This is a genomic window from Bacillus sp. SIMBA_005, from assembly GCF_046535585.1.
Taxonomy (GTDB): Bacteria; Bacillota; Bacilli; order Bacillales; family Bacillaceae; genus Bacillus; species Bacillus pumilus.
Genome location: NZ_JAWRWI010000001.1, coordinates 412,428 through 429,849, shown reverse-complemented (window position 1 = coordinate 429,849; position 17,422 = coordinate 412,428). Strand labels below are relative to the sequence as shown.

Sequence of the window (17,422 nt, the reverse complement as noted above, 5' to 3'; positions counted from 1 at the left end):
ACCTTTTCTTTAAGATTGCTTGTCCTGAGATAAGATCTTCGCCGGCTTCATTAGATTCTGTTTGGTCGGGTGCTTCATATATATCGCCATACACCGGCCTGAAGGAGCAAAGACAGCGACACGATCTTCCTCTGCGAAATGAGCGAATTCACCAGGCATTGGCAGGACTGCACCGTTTTCCACTTTACTTGCTAATGTATCATTTATCTCCCATTTCGGCAAATGATTGAGCGCACGCTCGATCGGGACAAGGTGCTCATCTACTGTACCTTCTTCGCTTATATCTCGCAGCTCATCAAGGGTGATGCACTCATCTAGTGTAAAATCACCTGATCCTGTGCGAATGAGGTGTGACATATGAGCTGGGAATCCTAGTTTCTTTCCAATATCAACCGCTAAGGTTCTGACATATGTTCCTTTTGAACATAAAACGGTGAATCTAAATGATACTTTTCCATTTTCAAATAAAGCAGGTGTTGTCCGCTCGATACGGTGAATCGTAATTTCACGGCTCGGTCGCTCGATTTCAATGCCTTCTCTTGCATATTCATAGAGCTTTTTCCCGCCAATTTTCACTGCCGAAAACATAGGTGGAATTTGTTCAATGGTTCCTTGAAACTGTTTCAGCACAGCATCAATTTCTTCTTCTGAGATGGGATTTTGCACCTTTTTTTCTTCTACGATCTCACCTGTTTGGTCTTCTGTTGTTGTAGAAAAACCAATCGTGATTTCTGCGTCATACGTTTTTGATTTATCTGTTAAGTATTCGACAATCTTCGTTGCTCTTCCGACACAAATGGGCAAAACACCTGATACCTCGGGGTCGAGGGTACCTGTATGTCCCACTTTTTTTGTATGCAGGATCTTTCTCACTTTGAACACACAGTCGTGAGAGGTCATCCCTCTTTCTTTATGTAATAAAAGAACACCATTTATCATCTGCGCTCTCTCCTTTCGTAAACGATGAAAAAGGACAGACGATCATCGCCTATCCTTATTTCAACGTCTTATTCATGATCTTTTGTGTTTAGTTCAGCAATTAGGCTTTCAATTCGGTTTCCGTAATCCACAGATTCATCGAATTCAAAGTGCAGTTCTGGTGTTTTGCGAAGTCTAATTCGATTGCCAATTTCAGAACGGATATACCCTTTAGCCTTTGCAAGGCCTTTTAAGGTTTCCTCTCTTTTTTTCTCGTCACCGAGAACAGAAATGTAAACTTTCGCAATTTGCAAATCACCGGATACTTCGACATCGGTTACAGTCAAAAAGCCGATTCTTGGATCTTTTAGCTTTCTGCCTAGGATGTCGCCTAATTCTTTTTTCATCTGCTCACCCACGCGGGTTGCTCTCATACTCATGATCTTATCACCTCTAATTAAAACCACTCAGTTTTCGTGATCGTTCGTTCAATTTCAGGAAAAGAATCAATAAAGCTTAAAACACGCTGCAATTCCTTTTCCACTTGAACCCGGGATGAGGAAATTACGGCGATTCCAATTGATGTACGCTGCCATGTGTCCTGGTAATCCATTTCAGCCATGGTTACATTGAATTTATGGCGCGTTCTTGTCAATATACGCTGAAGAACCGCACGTTTTTCCTTCAGTGAGGAGGCATCATAAATGATGCACTCACATTCGGTATAACCGATCATTTTCTTTCGATTTCTTGCATAACGAATGATTCCATGACATCACCTTCACGGATATCATTGTACTTCTTAATGGTAATACCACACTCATAGCCTTGTGAAACTTCTTTCACGTCATCTTTAAATCGTTTTAATACGTCGACTTCGCCTTCAAAAATAACGACGCCGTCACGAATTAAGCGGATACCACTATCTCTTGTGATGGTTCCTTCAGTGACATAACCACCAGCAATTGTACCGATTTTAGATACTTTGAACGTTTGACGAACTTCAACTTGACCGATGACTTTTTCTTCATATTCAGGGTCAAGCATTCCTTTCATCGCCGCTTCAATTTCATCGATGACTTTATAAATAATGCGGTGTAAGCGGATATCTACGTTTTCTGTTTCAGCTGTGCTCTTCGCATTTCCATCAGGACGTACGTTAAATCCGATCACGATCGCATTAGAAGCACTTGCTAAAATAATATCAGATTCTGTAATCGCTCCAACACCCGTATGGATGATTTTCACTTTTACGCCTTCTACTTCAATTTTTTGAAGAGCGGCCGTCAGTGCTTCAGCAGAACCTTGTACGTCTGCTTTCACGATCAAGTTGATATCTTTCACTTCACCTTGTTTGATTTGCTCAAATAGGTCATCTAGAGATAATTTCGCTTTGTCTGAACGCTGTTCATCAAGCTGTTTCGAAGCACGCGCCTCACCTACTTGACGAGCTGTTTTTTCATCTTTGAACACGAGGAACTGATCCCCTGCATTCGGTACATCGTTTAAACCAGTGATTTCAACAGGTGTAGATGGTCCTGCTGTTTTCACGCGGCGTCCGATGTCATTAACCATTGCACGTACACGGCCAAATGTATTTCCGACAACGATTGGGTCACCTACATGAAGTGTACCAGTTTGAACAAGAAGGGTTGCAACAGATCCTCTTCCTTTATCAAGCTCAGCCTCGATGACAGTCCCTTTTGCCGCACGATTTGGGTTGGCTTTCAGTTCTCCAACTTCGCTGACAAGAAGGATCATTTCAATCAACTCATCAATGCCTTCACCTGTTTTTGCAGATAGAGGAACGAAGATCGTTTCGCCGCCCCAAGCTTCTGGTACTAGACCATGCTCCGTTAATTCCTGCATCACACGGTCCGGGTTCGCTGTTGGTTTGTCAATTTTATTGACAGCAACAATGATTGGCACTTCTGCTGCTTTCGCATGGTTAATCGCTTCAACCGTTTGCGGCATAACGCCATCATCTGCTGCAACGACTAGAATAGTTGTATCCGTTACCTCGGCACCACGTGCACGCATCGTTGTAAAGGCTGCGTGTCCAGGTGTATCAAGGAACGTGATTTTCTTGCCGTTTTCTTCAATTTGGTATGCACCGATATGCTGCGTGATTCCACCAGCTTCGCCTTCAACGACTTTCGTCTTACGAATGCTGTCAAGAAGCGTTGTTTTCCCGTGGTCAACGTGTCCCATGATCGTCACAACTGGAGGGCGTACTTGCATATCTTCTTCTTTATCTTCAACTTCATACTTTTCAAGTTCAGTTTCTTCTAAAATAATGACTTCCTCTACTGGAACGCCATATTCAGAAGCGATTAATTCAACTGTATCTTTATCCAGCTCTTGGTTAATGGTTGCCATAACACCAAGCATCATCAGCTTTTTGATAATTTCAGCTGTTTCTTTTCCAAGCTCTTCAGCCAGCTGGCCGACTGACATTGAATTTGTAAATTCAATTTTTTCAGGAAGCTCTTTCTTAGGCTTCACAGGTCTAGCTTGCTGATGCTGCGATTTGTTATTTCCACCGCGTTTATTTTTGTTTTTGTTTTGGTTGTTGTTTTTTTTGTTTTTATTAAATTGATTATTCTGCACGTCATTCTTCTTTCTATCATTGTTTTTGTTAGATGATTGTTTTTTTTGTTCTGCGGGTTTCTCGTTAGCTGTCTCTTTTGCTTTGGCCTTTTTATAGATCGCGTCTAGCTTTTTCACAGTGTCGTCTTCAAGCGTCGCCATGTGGTTGTTCACTTCCACGTTCATATCCTTAAGCGCTGCTATAATATCTTTACTTGAAACATCTATGGCTTTTGCGTATTCATATACTCTCACTTTAGCCATTCGTTCACCCCCAAATAAATTAATCGAGCAAGCTTATAAGCTTCTTTGCGAAGCCTTGGTCAGTGACAGCGACAACTACGCGAGCTTCTTTCCCAATAGAACGTCCGAGAACGGAACGGTCCTCAACTTTTCTAACCGGAACATTATAAAATTTGCATTTGTCAGATACCTTTTTCTCTGTGTTCGATGAGGCATCTGCTGCAAGAAGAACCAGCTTAGCACGCGCATGTCTAATTTCTTTGATCACAAGATCTTCTCCTGACACGACTTTACGAGCTCGATTTGCTAGACCAAGCAAAGGATACCATTCAGATTGATTCATTTGGTTTTTTCACCTTTTCAGCTAGTTCTAGTAATTCTTCAAATATGTGTTCGTCAATCTGTGTCTGAAATTGCTGCTGTAAACTGCGTTTGTTCTTTGCCGCAAGAATGGTTTCTTTATCGAGAGAAAGGTAAGCTCCGCGTCCGTTCTTTTTTCCGGTTGCGTCAACAGACACTTCACCTTCTTTAGAACGAACAACACGGATCAGTTCTTTCTTTGGTTTCATTTCTCCCGTCACGACACATTTTCTAAGCGGGATTTTTTTTCGGCTATTCACCTTTTACATCACCTCTTATTCGTCAGATTCCTCAGCTACTGGTTCAGCCTCTAAGAAAAGAGATTCAGAGTCTTCAGTTCTTGGGAAAATACCGAGTTCCCTTGCATCTGTTTCACTTTTAATGTCAATTTTCCAGCTAGTCAGCTTTGCTGCAAGACGAGCATTTTGACCTCTTTTACCAATCGCTAACGACAGCTGATAATCAGGGACAATCACTGTTGTCGCCTTATCTTCTTCATTCACAATAACATCAAGTACTTTTGATGGACTTAATGCATTGGCAACAAATTCAACCGGGTCATTAGACCAATGGACAATGTCAATTTTTTCGCCTTTTAGCTCGTTGACAATTGCTTGTACACGCTGACCTTTTGGTCCAACACAAGAACCAACTGGGTCAACATCAGGATCATCAGTACGAACAGAGATTTTAGAACGGTCCCCAGCTTCTCTAGCAACCGATTTAAGCTCTACAGTACCATCATAAATTTCTGGCACTTCAATTTCAAATAAACGCTTTAAAAGACCTGGATGTGTTCTAGACACATAAATTTGTGGTCCTTTTGTTGTTTTTTCGACTTTTGTAATAAACACCTTAATGCGGTCATGTGGTTTGTAGTCCTCATTTGGCATTTGTTCGTTGACTGGAAGAAGGGCTTCGATTTTGCCAAGTGACACGTAAATGAATTTACTGTCAATTCGCTGAACGATTCCCGTCATAATGTCTTCCTCGCGATCGATAAACTCAGTGTAGATCACACCTCGCTCTGCTTCTCTCACTCGCTGCGTCACCACTTGTTTCGCAGTCTGAGCTGCAATGCGTCCGAAATCTTTTGGCGTGACTTCAATTTCAACGACGTCACCTACCATGTAATTCGGGTTCATATTGGCTGCATCATCTACAGAGATTTCAAGGCGAGAATCATACACTTCATCGACAACATCTTTTCTTGCAAATACGCGAATTGTTCCCGTTTCGCGGTTTAAATCAACACGAACATTTTGCGCTTGATTAAAGTTACGCTTATATGCAGAAATGAGTGCAGCTTCTATCGCTTCAATAATAATTTCTTTACTAATACCCTTCTCTTTCTCGAGAACAGTCAGGGCATCTAACAACTCACTACTCATTTTTATGGTTCCCCCTTATATCAATGAAAAGGTTAATTGAACGAAACTGCTAATCTTGCGTTAGCTATTTTTTCGTATGGAATATTGATCTCTTTCTTTCTTGTCTTGATCTTCACTGTCACTGTTGCAATCTCACCATCAAAGCTTGTAAGCTCACCTTCAAATGCTTTTTCACCATCAATTGGTTCATATGTTTTCATGAAAACATTTTTTCCAAGTGCTTTTTCAAAATCAGCTTTTTTCTTTAATGGGCGCTCCGCTCCAGGAGAGGACACTTCAAGAAAGTAGTTTTGGCTAATCGGATCTGCCTCATCAAGCTTTTCGCTCAAGGCTTCGCTCACTTTGGCACATTCTTCGATATCGACGCCTTTATCAGAGTCAATAAACACGCGAAGGAACCAGTTTTGACCCTCTTTGACAAATTCAACATCAACGAGTTCAAGCTGTAAGCCATCTAAAATTGGCTGCACCATTTCGCTTACGACATCCACTACTTTTTTGCTCATTCTCTTCCTCCTTGTGCTTTCGATAAACGCTCTTATCAATCATTCTGCATAAAAACCCTGCTTTATGTGAGCAGGGGGAGCAGAAAACGGATGAATAATGTCGAGACAAAAATTGCCTGTTCAATACAAAAGAGCGGGTTTCCCCACTCTTGTCTCGGTAATCGTTAGCATTTCCATAAAAACTATACCATATCCAATTTTTTTATGCAAATGAAGTTCCTTATTCTGCAGGCATTCGTCATCGGTTCTTTTCGTTCATTCTTTTCGCATGATCACTGATCAGTGCTGCCTCCCTGCTCCCTTTTATGATGCGGAAACCGTCATAATCCGGATAGAGCGAATCATCGTCCTGAATGCTTGTTAAAATCCAAAATTGACTGCCTGCCCCTCCGAGCCGCTCAATCGCTGAAAGCCAGCTTTCGTATACGTCAGGACGTGCTGATTGATTTTGATAGCCAAACTCCTCTAACACAACTGGTTTTCCGATTGACTTCCCGCGGGTGATATGGTCTTCAATCCATTTCACTCCCCAGGTAGCAGACTTGTTCCAATGATCTGGGTACAGGTGATAGGTTCCATAATCAATATTAGGAAGAGCCGTCAAACGGTCCCAATCGACGCCTTCTCCGCCTCCGTACAACCAATCTTCATGCCCTGGTATGCGAAAGAACCCTTCATCTCCTACTGCAACAAGATGGTGACGATCCAGCGATTTGATCCATTTACTCATTTCATCTGCCCATTTGACTAGTGCATTTCCCGTTGGATCTGACTGCACACGCGGCTCATTGGCCAATTCCCAAGTCATAATAGCTGGATCGTCTTTATATTGAACACCTGTATACGTATTGGTTCTTTCTAATACATAGCGCACATAATTTTTGTAAGCATGTTGAATACGAGGATCTGTATAAAAGGCATCATGCGTTCCTGCCCCGAACCACTTTACGTATTGATTCATCCCGCCAAAGTCATCCCAATTGTTCACTAGTGGAATGACAAGCTTTATCCCTTCCTGTCCTGCTTTATAAATCGCATAATCTAGTTTTTGAAAACCTGATTCTTCATAGACCCCTGGACTAGATTGTAAAACGGAGTTTTCTTGAGGGGCTCCGTCGTGAAATCCCCAAATACGTATGACCTTTAAATTCATTGCTTTCATATCATCGAACACTGCATCTACCATCTTTTTAGATTTGTAATGGAAATAGTAATTATTTGTACCAGCAAAGTAAAATGGTTGATTGTTCAGCGTAAATTGTGTACCAGATGTCTGCACGTAAGCGGCGGCTTTAATCGTAAGTGAAAACCAGCCGGCCCATATAGCGACCACAAGTATGAAGCAGGACACTCTTTGAGTCCACTTTTTCATTTACATTCTCCTCACAATCTATCCTTCTTCAGGTACGATCACATCTAGCTGAAGCGGTGCTTGTTCATTTGAATCAAGTTCAATTGTCTGCTGTTTCAACATTTTATTTTCTTTGCCGATTCGAACCTCATATGTTCCATGAAATGCTGGACATATCACATGGCCATTAGCATCTGTTGTTTCAACTCTTTGGGTCGTCCACTCATTTAGAAGTTTTTCATAACGTCGTCCTGCTTCATTTAAAGACCAATCATAATTCACGATAGCCGCATGCTCACCTCTCCAATGGGCACCTGCCCAAAATCCCCACATTAACACTCCTTTTACGGCTGGATGACTAAATGCGACGCGATATAAAGCCTCTAGGTTATCCGCTCTTCTATTAGCGTCAGGGTGAACAGAGTCATACTCTGTGACCCATATAGGAAGACCAAGCTCAGCAAGCACATCGAGCCTCTCTTTGACAATGACTGGATCGACCCGTTCTTCAAAATGGCCTTGAACCCCAATCGCTTCAATAGGTGCGCCTAACTGACGCAGTTCATTGATATGCGCTTTATACGCATGGTGCTCACCATATGAGATCACATTATAATCATTCACAAACAAAAGTGCTTTCGGGTCAATTTTTTTCGTTTCTTCATACATCCACTTCCAAATATTTTTCCCAAAGCGATCTTTAAAAAATGAACCGTGCATCATTTCATTGTTTACATCCCAATGGCGGAATCTTCCCTTAAAATGATTGCCCGCATGCTCAAGCCGGTTTTTCATGGCTTCATATACTTCGTGATTCGGCAGTGACCTCAACCAGCTTGGATTCGCATCCTCTACCTCCCAAAATAAAGCGTGCCCCCTCACTGGAAGTTGATGTCGATCTGCAAAATTCAGCATCGCATCTGCTTTTTCATAGGTGATTTTCCCTCTTTGTGGCTCATTCGCATACCATTTTGCCTCATTTTCAAAAACAGCCCAATTAAAATACTTCACGAAAAAATCAGCATATTGTTGATTAAATAACACTTGGTCATTCATTGCTGAACCAAATGCGAATTCATGCCTGATTTGCTTAATTTCAACCTCTATACCTGCTATTGGCTTTTTATCGCCGTTTGTCACGTTTATCACAAGGTCTCTTTGTCTATGCTCTGCGATTCGATCATTCGCCTCTTTTTTCCACATCAGATTGATCATCTGCTCATTTTCGCCCTTGTTGAATGATTGATGAAGAAAGCTTCTTTCTTTGACCATGTAAAAATCCCCCTATCTTCATTGGATTTATATTTCTTAATCAAACTGCCGGCTCAAAGAAACCGGCAGCTTAAATTTCGACTGTTAGTTGATCAGACGATGATATTCTGCGTAGGCAGTGGCCATATCCACTTGTGACCAGAAACGGTGATAAGTGAAAACCGGTGCCCCGTTCTCCCATTTGCCCGTTGCTTCATTAAATGAAGACTGATACTTACTCTCAAGTGAAGGCCATGCTGGATCTTGTTTAATGTTCGGACGAAGATCAGCAAAACTCGTATAGACTCCATTTCCTCCTCGCTGCGGATCAGAAGGAGTGGTGCTGCTTCCAGGAATCTGATTCCCTTGACCAAATGTCCCGTTCCAACCATTTGGGAAATACACTTCTTTTTTAAAGAAGCGGTCATAGTCCTCTCTTTCTTCTTCTGTTACAATGCCCACGCCATCATTGTAATTCCACGCCACCTCAAGGAGCTGTGCGGCTGCATCTTTCGCTCTGACACCAAGCGCTGTATAATCCCCTGTTTCAAGCTTTGTAGCAGCAGCAAAGAAAGTTAATGCCTTGACTAGGCTCCCTAATACGCCCGTATCCTGAGTTGGATCTTTTGTGACAGCTGTTAGGTTTGGATTTCCTGTTGCAGACTGGAATCCATTCCACGTGTCAGGCTGTCCGCTCCAAGCAATATTTCCAGGAAGCCAAAACTCGCCTGGTGCACTCGTTGTAGCCACAGAAACATTTGTTCCCCCTAGAATTCTTTGTCCTTGGTCATTTAAGAAATAACCCTCTTCATCCGACACAGGACGGCTGCCGATAAAAATGTAATCGAGTGCATAGTTAACCCATTTTGTGATACAGGATTTAGCCATTTGAACATTTTCAGAAGTTTTATCTCCATCTTTCACTAAAATATAATAAAGCTCTGCTACGCGCTCCATCGGCCATGCCTGCATCCCAAACCAGTTATTAGAAGGCGGATCATGATAAACAGGTGCATCCTCGTATGCCATATCGTAAAAAGTACTTCTTCCCGCCGGATATGCACTATAGTCTCCATTCCAGCTATTGGTTGCACCCCCTGCTATCGCTCCCTCTTTTGATTGAAGCCATACATAAAATTCAAGCTGCCTTTTTAATGTTTTTTCCCAATCGCTTGCACCAGTAGAGGAAGATGGCTTTAAACCACCTTTGTCTGAGGACAAAGCATAAGCGGCGACAGGGTTTTGATACCCTTGGTGACAATGGCTCGCTCCGATACGCCATGACCAGTTTGCATAGTCGCCAAGTCCTCCGCCCCAAGAGGTATACCACGCCATTAAGTAATGACAGGCACCCTTTCCGTTTCCAGGGTACGGATTCCCTTGCTTACCGCTTCCAATCGTTTGAAAATACTTATCGTACATACCGTAACGGAGAAAATCACCCATTTTTTTCGCTTTATCAAGATAGGTTGAATTATTGTAGCCAAGTTCCTTTGCCCAATAGATTGCTTGTATTGCACGCGCATCAGCATCCGTCGCATTGGTGTAGCGCCACTGAGCAGCTGGTTCTTGATTTTCTTTTGTGAACAAGCTCATAAAGCCTTCATTTGGCTTCCCAAAAGATTTATCATCTTGTGATGGATGCGGGATCGCCTCCCATACTGATTCCTGCGGACCACGCTGGAACGTGTTCACATATGCAGCTTTATGTGATGGATTGAGCAAGTTCCCATATTTATACCAGTTATCGACATCAAGCAGCCAGTGCATTAAATACGTTTCATTTGTTCCATAGGTTGATTTCAATTCACCATCAATCGGATCTTGACCAGCAGGACGAGCTCCGCTCAGCTGACTAGGATATTGATCCGGATATGGTTTTTCTGCTGCGTAGGTGGCTGGACTAGAAGGGTTGTAGGCGCTCATATGCGGCTGTTCATCATTTCCATCTTCATTTACTGGGATGATGTATTTCTCCATATTGTCCCATGCTGCCTCTAATTTGCTCCAATCCCCTGTGTAATGTCCGTACAACACCTCTAGCCACAGCCAATAACTATATGCTTCTGACGTTGTCATATGCCCATAATCAGGCGCTTCGCAAATGAGTGTCTCAATTGAATGATACGGAATTCCTTCTGGTGAAAAATATCCATTCGCATCACTTTTAATTTGATGATAAAGCGTTAAAAACCGTTCTTTGTTTGACAAATCCTTCACCCTTTCAATAAATCTTGATTTTTATTTGTCTGGAAGTGTACCAAATACTAAAGAACCATCATCAAAAACAGGTATTCTCGGTGTTTTTTGCATATTGGATGTTAAGCCTTGAAAGGAATAATCATTTGAGGCATCCCATATATTCGATCCATTTGGTGCAGATAATCGAAATTGGATTTCCTTTTTATGCTCTGATTCTCCTCCAGGAAAAATCGCTACGCCGGTAAAATCTATTTCTGCATAATAGACGTGAGCTGATGCGTCATATACCTTGAGCGGAGATAAGGAAGCGCCTTCATTGTAGGCGGCTGTCACTTGAATATCTTTTTCAGTGAATCCCTTTGCAAAGACCTCACTCAGATTGACGTAATATCTAAAGGAGAGCGTTTGACTACTTCTCGCCGGCCATCCAGACCGGTTGAATAGGACCGCCTTGACTTGAGTAGAAGTTGCATCGTTATTCATCACTGCTGCCTCTACAAAAAACTCATCCTCTGGTTGTTCTTTAGGCGGGAAATTGGGCAGCTTTGATTGCCCTTTTCCAAACAGCTGCACCATTTTGGCTATATTTCCTGTAAAAGCGGCATTATAGTCCGTCGCCACCTCGTTTGATACATAATCAGAGATGTCGTCATCATATTGATCCTGTGCATTAGGTCCGCCAACAAGCGCCCCATAAAGAGTGTGACGATGATTCGAAGGATTTGTCAGCTGGTTAGACCATGAGCCATGTGCAGTTCGGTGGTGCGGATGCTTCGGCGGGTTCTGGCCAAACCCAACGACATAGCTTCTATTAAGCGGATTATCACCAAGCATATAGTGAGTTTGGTTGATCGCAAACGTTTGGTATCGATTCTTTTTTTCTTCATCTGACACCCAATCAGCGTAGACAAAGGCTAAAAATGCTGCATTTGCTGTATAACGAAGCGAGCCCCATTGATCAAGCCATGCCAAACCGCCAGGCGTATAAGTGATTCTTTCGACTTTTCCATTTTGAACAAAACCCGTCGTCCAGTAATCGAGATTACGCTCTGTCGATTCTATGAATCGGTTCTCTTTCGTGATTCTGGCGAGTAAGATTTGCGAAGCAAAAAAAGTATTGTCCCACGACATGGTAAACGTATAATCCCAATCCTTCGGCCATTCCTCCACTGCTTTTAGTGCTTGATTTAAATAGGTTTCTTCATTTGTTGCCAAGTACAGCCAGATTCCGCCCCATATAAGTTCATCAATATAGCCGCTCCATGAATTGTAAAACGGTTGAGCATTTGTGACACAATCTGTATATTCGCCGCGATACCGGTCAGCAAATGCATAAAGCTGTTTCGCGTGCGTCAGAAGCTTTGCTGCATAAGGGGCATCTGTCTCTTTAAAAATGATAGAACCCGCTGCTAAAGCTGCCGCAGTTTGGGCGGCCACTTCTGTTCCAGGGCAATTTTCATCAATTTTAAAAGCTGGCCGGCTCATCGGCATCACTTCTGCCGGTCCCCACCAAGCATGATCAGCGTTCCCATCACCTACCTGCGCCCAAAACTCGTTAGGACCTGTATGAGCTTTCAAAAAATAATCTGTTGCCCACCTGATCTGATCTAAGATGTCATCAAGCAGTTCTGCCTCTTCATAGGCTTCTCGGTATTCATATACTGTCCAAGCAAGTACAGCTGCTGAGTAGGCCATTGGAAGACCAAATTTTACATGATCACCTGCGTCATACCAGCCGCCAGTTAAGTCATGCCCTACATCCTTGCCATCCTCTAGTCCGGAATCTCCCCGCCAGTTGAGACGGCTGCTTTTAGGCAGCTTTCCAGACCGCTGCGCTTCATAAAACAACAAGGATTTTTGAAGAACCTCTACATAGTTATAGGATGCCATTTCCGTATGACTCACCCCTTCTTTTTAGTCAAACATGAATAGACAAGCCACCTCCTTTTATTCGGAACGTGATTTGAACAGCTTTGAAAAGAATCAAATATGTTTCAAAAATAAGCATAGTAAACAGCAATCAGCTTTGTGCTCATCGAAGTTGTTTTCTCTTGATTCTTTCTGTGACTGTACCCAGAATGATCATATGTTGCATGAGAACATTTCAGACGGCGAAATTCTCTTTTTTGCTCTATTTAGGTAGAAAGAATGACATACAATCTCTTCTCTTAAAACATCACGCTAAATCAAGGTATATGAATGAATTAGAAAATGATTCCAATTGACAGGAATTCCTTATTAGTTAACATAATAATATTATTGTATATATAAAAAAGAACGCCCTTTATAAGGGCGCTCTTCATTGATCACATTAAAACAAAGAAAGTTGGTTTTGATCAGGAAGTGCTTCTAAGCAGCCTTGACGATCTAAATATTCTAGGATCGTTTTCGACACTTTTCCGCGTTTTTGTAAATCCTCTTTTGAAAGGAACTCCCCATCTTGACGTGCGCGCACAATATTTAACGCAACGTTCGTTCCGAGACCAGGGATTGAGTTGAATGGCGGAATCAATCCGTCACCATCAATGATAAACTCTGTTGCACTTGATCGGTAGAGGTCCACTTTTTTGAAATGATAGCCTCTTTCACACATTTCAAGGGCAAGCTCTAGTACAGTTAATAGGTTCTTTTCTTTCGGTGATGCATCTAAACCTTTTGAGTTAATATCATCCATGACTGCTCGAATCGCATTTGATCCTTTTGTCATTGTTTCAATATCAAAGTCATCTGCACGAACGGTAAAGTAAGCCGCATAGTATAAAAGTGCATGATGCACCTTAAAGTAGGCAATCCGTACAGCCATTAATACGTAAGCAGCTGCGTGGGCCTTAGGGAACATGTATTTGATCTTTTTACAAGAATCAATATACCAGTTCGGAACATTATTATTCTTCATTTCTTCTTCCCATTCAGGAGGAAGTCCTTTTCCTTTACGAACAGACTCCATGATTTTAAAGGCAAGTGACGGCTCTAAGCCCTGATAGATGAGATAGACCATAATATCGTCACGGCACCCAATCACTTCACTTAGTTCACACGTTTTATTGTGGATGAGCTCTTGCGCGTTTCCGAGCCATACATCTGTTCCGTGTGATAATCCAGAGATCTGAACGAGCTCTGAGAAGGTTGTTGGTTTTGTATCCTCAAGCATTTGCCGAACGAACCTTGTCCCAAACTCTGGAATACCGAGTGTACCTGTTTTACAGCCAATTTGCTCCTCTGTTACACCAAGAGGCTCTGTTCCTTGGAAAATTTTCATCACTTCAGGATCATCTGTTGGAATTGTTTTTGGATCAATTCCGCTTAAATCCTGAAGCATACGAATAACCGTAGGATCATCGTGCCCTAGTATATCAAGCTTGAGCAAGTTGTCATGGATTGAATGGAAGTCAAAATGCGTCGTTTTCCAATCAGAACCTGTCGCATCTGCTGGAAATTGAATAGGTGAGAAATCGTAAATGTCCATATAATCCGGTACTACAATAATACCGCCTGGATGCTGGCCCGTTGTCCGTTTTACCCCTGTACAGCCTTGTACAAGCCGGTCGATTTCTGCGCCCCTCATATGAAGATTATGATCTCCAGCGTAGCCTTTCACGTAACCGTATGCTGTTTTTTCTGCAACAGTACCAATCGTACCTGCTCGGTATACGTACTCTTCACCAAACAGCTCTTTCGTATAGTTATGGGCAATCGGCTGGTATTCACCTGAGAAGTTCAAGTCGATATCAGGGACTTTGTCTCCTTTAAAACCTAAGAACGTTTCAAACGGAATATCGTGCCCGTCTTTTTTGTACGGCGTGCCGCATTCGGGGCAGTCTTTGTCAGGAAGGTCAAAGCCTGAACCAACAGATCCGTCGTTAAAGAATTCGGAATGCTTACAGCTTGGACATACATAATGCGGCGCAAGCGGGTTCACTTCGGTAATCTCTGTTAAAGTGGCAACAAGAGATGAGCCGACAGATCCCCTTGAACCAACAAGATATCCATCATCAAGTGATTTCTTTACGAGTTTATGAGAGATTAAGTAAATAACGGCGAAGCCATGACCGATAATACTTTTTAACTCTTTCTCAATGCGGTCTTCTACGATTTTCGGCAGGTCATCTCCATAGATGCTGCGCGCCATTTGATAGCTCATTTCCCGTATTTCTTCATCTGCACCTTCAATTTTTGGTGTGTATAGGTCGTCTTTTATTGGTTTAATGCTTTCGACCATCTCAGAGACTTTTTTAGTATTCGTCACGACGATCTCTTTCGCTTTTTCCTCACCTAGAAAGGAGAATGCTTCAAGCATTTCATCTGTCGTTCTAAAATGAACTTTTGGCAGTTCATGACGGTTCAGCGGATTTGCTCCACCTTGTGATGAAATTAAGATTTTACGATAAATTTTGTCTTCTGGATGCAGATAATGCACATTTCCAGTTGCCACGACTGGTTTATTCAGCTTTTCGCCAAGCTTCACAATGTTTGTGATGATTTCTTTTAACGCACGTTCATCTCGAACAAGCTCCAGCTGCAGCAGATGCTGATACACTTCTGGCGGATGAACTTCTAAATAGTCGTAAAATGCTGCAATGTCTTCCACCTCATCAGGTGATTTTTGCATCATCCCTTCAAACACTTCACCCTTATCACAGGCAGACCCGATAATTAGTCCTTCTCGATATTTCTCAAGCTGTGAGCGCGGTATGCGGGGCACCCGGTAGAAATAATGAATATGAGAAAGAGAAACAAGCTTGAATAAATTTTTCAGCCCTGTCTCATTTTGTGCGATCAGAATGGCATGGTAAGGACGTGAGCGCTGGTAAGCATTAGACTGACCCATGTTTTCATTCAATTGATCGTGATAGGCAATATCCTTTTCAGCCGCATCTTTTAGCATTTTTAGCATGAGATAGCCTGTCGCCTCTGCATCGTAAATGGCGCGGTGATGCTGCGTCAGTTCTATATCGAACTTTTTACAAAGTGTGTTCAGCCGGTGATTCTTAAATTCGGGGTAAAGGAATCGGCCAAGTTCAAGTGTATCAATCACAGGGTTTGACGCTTTATCTGTTTTTAACAGGCGTTTGTACGCTGTATTTAAAAAGCCCATATCAAAGCTTGCATTGTGCGCAACAAGGATATCTTGTCCAATCCATTCTTTGAAATCCCGTACGACATCGACGACATCCGGAGCATCTCTGACCATATCATCCGTAATACCTGTTAATTCGATCGTTGTCGCTGATAATGGGTGATGAGGATTTGCAAATGCCTCAAAACGGTCAATGATTTCTCCGCCCTTTATTTTCACTGCTGCCAGCTCAATGATCGTGTCATAAACAGCTGAAAGTCCAGTTGTCTCTACGTCAAATACGACATACGTTGCATCCTCTAACAAACGGTGCTCTGGATTATAGGCAATAGGTACTCCGTCATCGACCAAGTTGATTTCCACACCATACATCATTTTGATGTCATGCTTTTTACTTGCTGCATACGCATCTGGGAAGGATTGTACCACCGCATGATCCGTCAGGGCAATCGCTTCATGTCCCCATTTTTTTGCTTGTTCCACCAGCCTGCCGATGCCAGTAACAGCATCCATTTGGCTCATTGGGGAATGCAAATGAAGCTCGACGCGCTTTTCACCCTCAGGTGCCGTATCTTCCTTCAGCTGAGGTTTCATTTCATTGACGTCATTGGCAATCATGACAAGGTCTCTAACAAACGTATCGTTTTGAATGCTTCCTCTTGCTTTGACCCACATGCCTTTTTTCAATGATTTCATCAGCTGTGCATCTTCTTTTTCTCTTGCAAACATTTTAATTAAAATACTGTTTGTATAATCTGTAATTTTAAATATACAAAGCGTTCTGCCGCTTTTCAGCTCACGCGTTTCTGCATCGAATACGTAGCCCTGGACGGTGATTCTTCTTTCCTCGTCCATAATACTATCAAGCGTACGAATTTCTTCATTGTCTTTAATTTGATAGCCAATCATGAGAGGGCCAGACGGACCTTCCTCCTGCTCCTCACTTTCCTTCTTCTCCATCTCAGTGAGGGCTTGCATCGCTCTTTCTTGATCTTCAGCAAGCTTTTGTTCTCTGAACTTCTGAATCTCTTGATCTGATACAAAAATTTCTGTATCAAATTGGAGTTCTGGAAAGCCTACTTGTTTAAAAGCAGCCTGGAGCATTGGACTGTACTTCTTCTTGATGGCCAAAGCCTCTGTTTCGCTTTTTGTTTTGATGATGATTTTATGTCCAGACAGCGATGGTTTTTGCTGCTGAAGCAAGCTGATAATTGGAGGAGAAATTCCTTGAAGCTCTTCCACACAATGTGACCAATACGATTGAACGAGCTCTTCAGAGATGCTCGGATCATTGACTTCAATCGTACAAGTGACTTGTGCAATATGAGAAAATGCATTCGTCAGCCTGCTGAGAAACATCGCATACACCTTGTAAGGCAGAAGCGCCTTAAATTTAAAAAGGAAATGCCACGTTTTCGTCGCCTTATGCACCGTCAATTTGACGATTTCTCCTTCTTCAAAGTAACGACTGAGGTCATCATCTGTCATTTGAATCTGATTGAGTAATATATGAAATTGCCGCCGTGTGATCGGT

At 42.4% G+C, this 17,422-nt stretch carries 13 protein-coding genes; all 13 read right to left on the bottom strand.

What is annotated here, in order from left to right; translation table 11 throughout:
* Window positions 1–9 precede the first annotated feature (9 nt).
* The 13 genes from truB to SB660_RS02235 all read right to left on the bottom strand — a co-directional run bounded on the left by truB (window position 10) and on the right by SB660_RS02235 (window position 17,376).
* The gene (gene truB / locus SB660_RS02295; RefSeq protein ID WP_410581142.1) at window positions 10–939 is read right to left on the bottom strand and encodes a tRNA pseudouridine(55) synthase TruB; all 930 of its coding nucleotides are present in this window, start codon (window positions 937–939) and stop codon (window positions 10–12) included.
* 68 nt (window positions 940–1,007) lie between these two features.
* A complete protein-coding gene (gene rbfA, locus SB660_RS02290) occupies window positions 1,008–1,358 on the bottom strand; it encodes a 30S ribosome-binding factor RbfA (protein WP_007499525.1) in 351 nt (116 codons plus the stop codon).
* Window positions 1,359–1,375: 17 nt separating this feature from the next.
* Window positions 1,376–1,654: a DUF503 domain-containing protein gene (locus SB660_RS02285; RefSeq protein ID WP_012009994.1), complete on the bottom strand. Its 279-nt coding sequence runs from the start codon at window positions 1,652–1,654 to the stop codon at window positions 1,376–1,378.
* Window positions 1,651–3,771, bottom strand: coding sequence for a translation initiation factor IF-2 (infB, locus tag SB660_RS02280; RefSeq protein ID WP_058013968.1), 2,121 nt, complete (start codon window positions 3,769–3,771; stop codon window positions 1,651–1,653). Before infB ends, SB660_RS02285 begins: the two co-directional genes overlap by 4 nt.
* Window positions 3,772–3,790: 19 nt before the next feature.
* A complete protein-coding gene (locus SB660_RS02275) occupies window positions 3,791–4,093 on the bottom strand; it encodes a YlxQ family RNA-binding protein (RefSeq protein ID WP_012009992.1) in 303 nt (100 codons plus the stop codon).
* A complete protein-coding gene (gene rnpM, locus SB660_RS02270) occupies window positions 4,080–4,370 on the bottom strand; it encodes an RNase P modulator RnpM (protein ID WP_041815520.1) in 291 nt (96 codons plus the stop codon). Before rnpM ends, SB660_RS02275 begins: the two co-directional genes overlap by 14 nt.
* 15 nt (window positions 4,371–4,385) lie before the next feature.
* On the bottom strand, window positions 4,386–5,501 hold the full coding sequence (gene nusA, locus SB660_RS02265; RefSeq protein ID WP_003211013.1) for a transcription termination factor NusA: 1,116 nt from the start codon (window positions 5,499–5,501) through the stop codon (window positions 4,386–4,388).
* Window positions 5,502–5,533: 32 nt separating this feature from the next.
* Window positions 5,534–6,007, bottom strand: coding sequence for a ribosome maturation factor RimP (gene rimP / locus SB660_RS02260; RefSeq protein WP_003211398.1), 474 nt, complete (start codon window positions 6,005–6,007; stop codon window positions 5,534–5,536).
* A 238-nt stretch (window positions 6,008–6,245) separates the two neighbouring features.
* The gene (locus tag SB660_RS02255) at window positions 6,246–7,379 is read right to left on the bottom strand and encodes a glycoside hydrolase 5 family protein (RefSeq protein WP_410581137.1); all 1,134 of its coding nucleotides are present in this window, start codon (window positions 7,377–7,379) and stop codon (window positions 6,246–6,248) included.
* A gap of 18 nt (window positions 7,380–7,397) precedes the next feature.
* On the bottom strand, window positions 7,398–8,630 hold the full coding sequence (locus tag SB660_RS02250) for an endo-1,4-beta-xylanase (RefSeq protein WP_410581135.1): 1,233 nt from the start codon (window positions 8,628–8,630) through the stop codon (window positions 7,398–7,400).
* A gap of 84 nt (window positions 8,631–8,714) precedes the next feature.
* Entirely contained in the window at window positions 8,715–10,820 is a 2,106-nt protein-coding gene (locus SB660_RS02245; RefSeq protein WP_169056526.1) for a glycoside hydrolase family 48 protein, read from the bottom strand.
* Window positions 10,821–10,850: 30 nt separating this feature from the next.
* Window positions 10,851–12,701 carry a glycoside hydrolase family 9 protein gene (locus tag SB660_RS02240; protein ID WP_169056525.1) on the bottom strand — a complete coding sequence of 617 codons (1,851 nt, stop codon included), beginning with the start codon at window positions 12,699–12,701 and terminating at the stop codon, window positions 10,851–10,853.
* Between the two features lie 421 nt (window positions 12,702–13,122).
* On the bottom strand, window positions 13,123–17,376 hold the full coding sequence (locus SB660_RS02235) for a PolC-type DNA polymerase III (protein WP_234034891.1): 4,254 nt from the start codon (window positions 17,374–17,376) through the stop codon (window positions 13,123–13,125).
* Window positions 17,377–17,422 lie beyond the last annotated feature (46 nt).

What these genes read in the sequence shown, in the direction of transcription:
- truB (WP_410581142.1), bottom strand. Translation starts at nt 939, where the DNA reads ATGATAAATGGTGTTCTTTTATTACATAAAGAAAGAGGGATGACCTCT.
- rbfA (WP_007499525.1), bottom strand. Translation starts at nt 1,358, where the DNA reads ATGAGTATGAGAGCAACCCGCGTGGGTGAGCAGATGAAAAAAGAATTA.
- SB660_RS02285 (WP_012009994.1), bottom strand. Translation starts at nt 1,654, where the DNA reads ATGATCGGTTATACCGAATGTGAGTGCATCATTTATGATGCCTCCTCA.
- infB (WP_058013968.1), bottom strand. Translation starts at nt 3,771, where the DNA reads ATGGCTAAAGTGAGAGTATATGAATACGCAAAAGCCATAGATGTTTCA.
- SB660_RS02275 (WP_012009992.1), bottom strand. Translation starts at nt 4,093, where the DNA reads ATGAATCAATCTGAATGGTATCCTTTGCTTGGTCTAGCAAATCGAGCT.
- nusA (WP_003211013.1), bottom strand. Translation starts at nt 5,501, where the DNA reads ATGAGTAGTGAGTTGTTAGATGCCCTGACTGTTCTCGAGAAAGAGAAG.
- rimP (WP_003211398.1), bottom strand. Translation starts at nt 6,007, where the DNA reads ATGAGCAAAAAAGTAGTGGATGTCGTAAGCGAAATGGTGCAGCCAATT.
- SB660_RS02255 (WP_410581137.1), bottom strand. Translation starts at nt 7,379, where the DNA reads ATGAAAAAGTGGACTCAAAGAGTGTCCTGCTTCATACTTGTGGTCGCT.
- SB660_RS02250 (WP_410581135.1), bottom strand. Translation starts at nt 8,630, where the DNA reads ATGGTCAAAGAAAGAAGCTTTCTTCATCAATCATTCAACAAGGGCGAA.
- SB660_RS02240 (WP_169056525.1), bottom strand. Translation starts at nt 12,701, where the DNA reads ATGGCATCCTATAACTATGTAGAGGTTCTTCAAAAATCCTTGTTGTTT.
- SB660_RS02235 (WP_234034891.1), bottom strand. Translation starts at nt 17,376, where the DNA reads ATGACAGATGATGACCTCAGTCGTTACTTTGAAGAAGGAGAAATCGTC.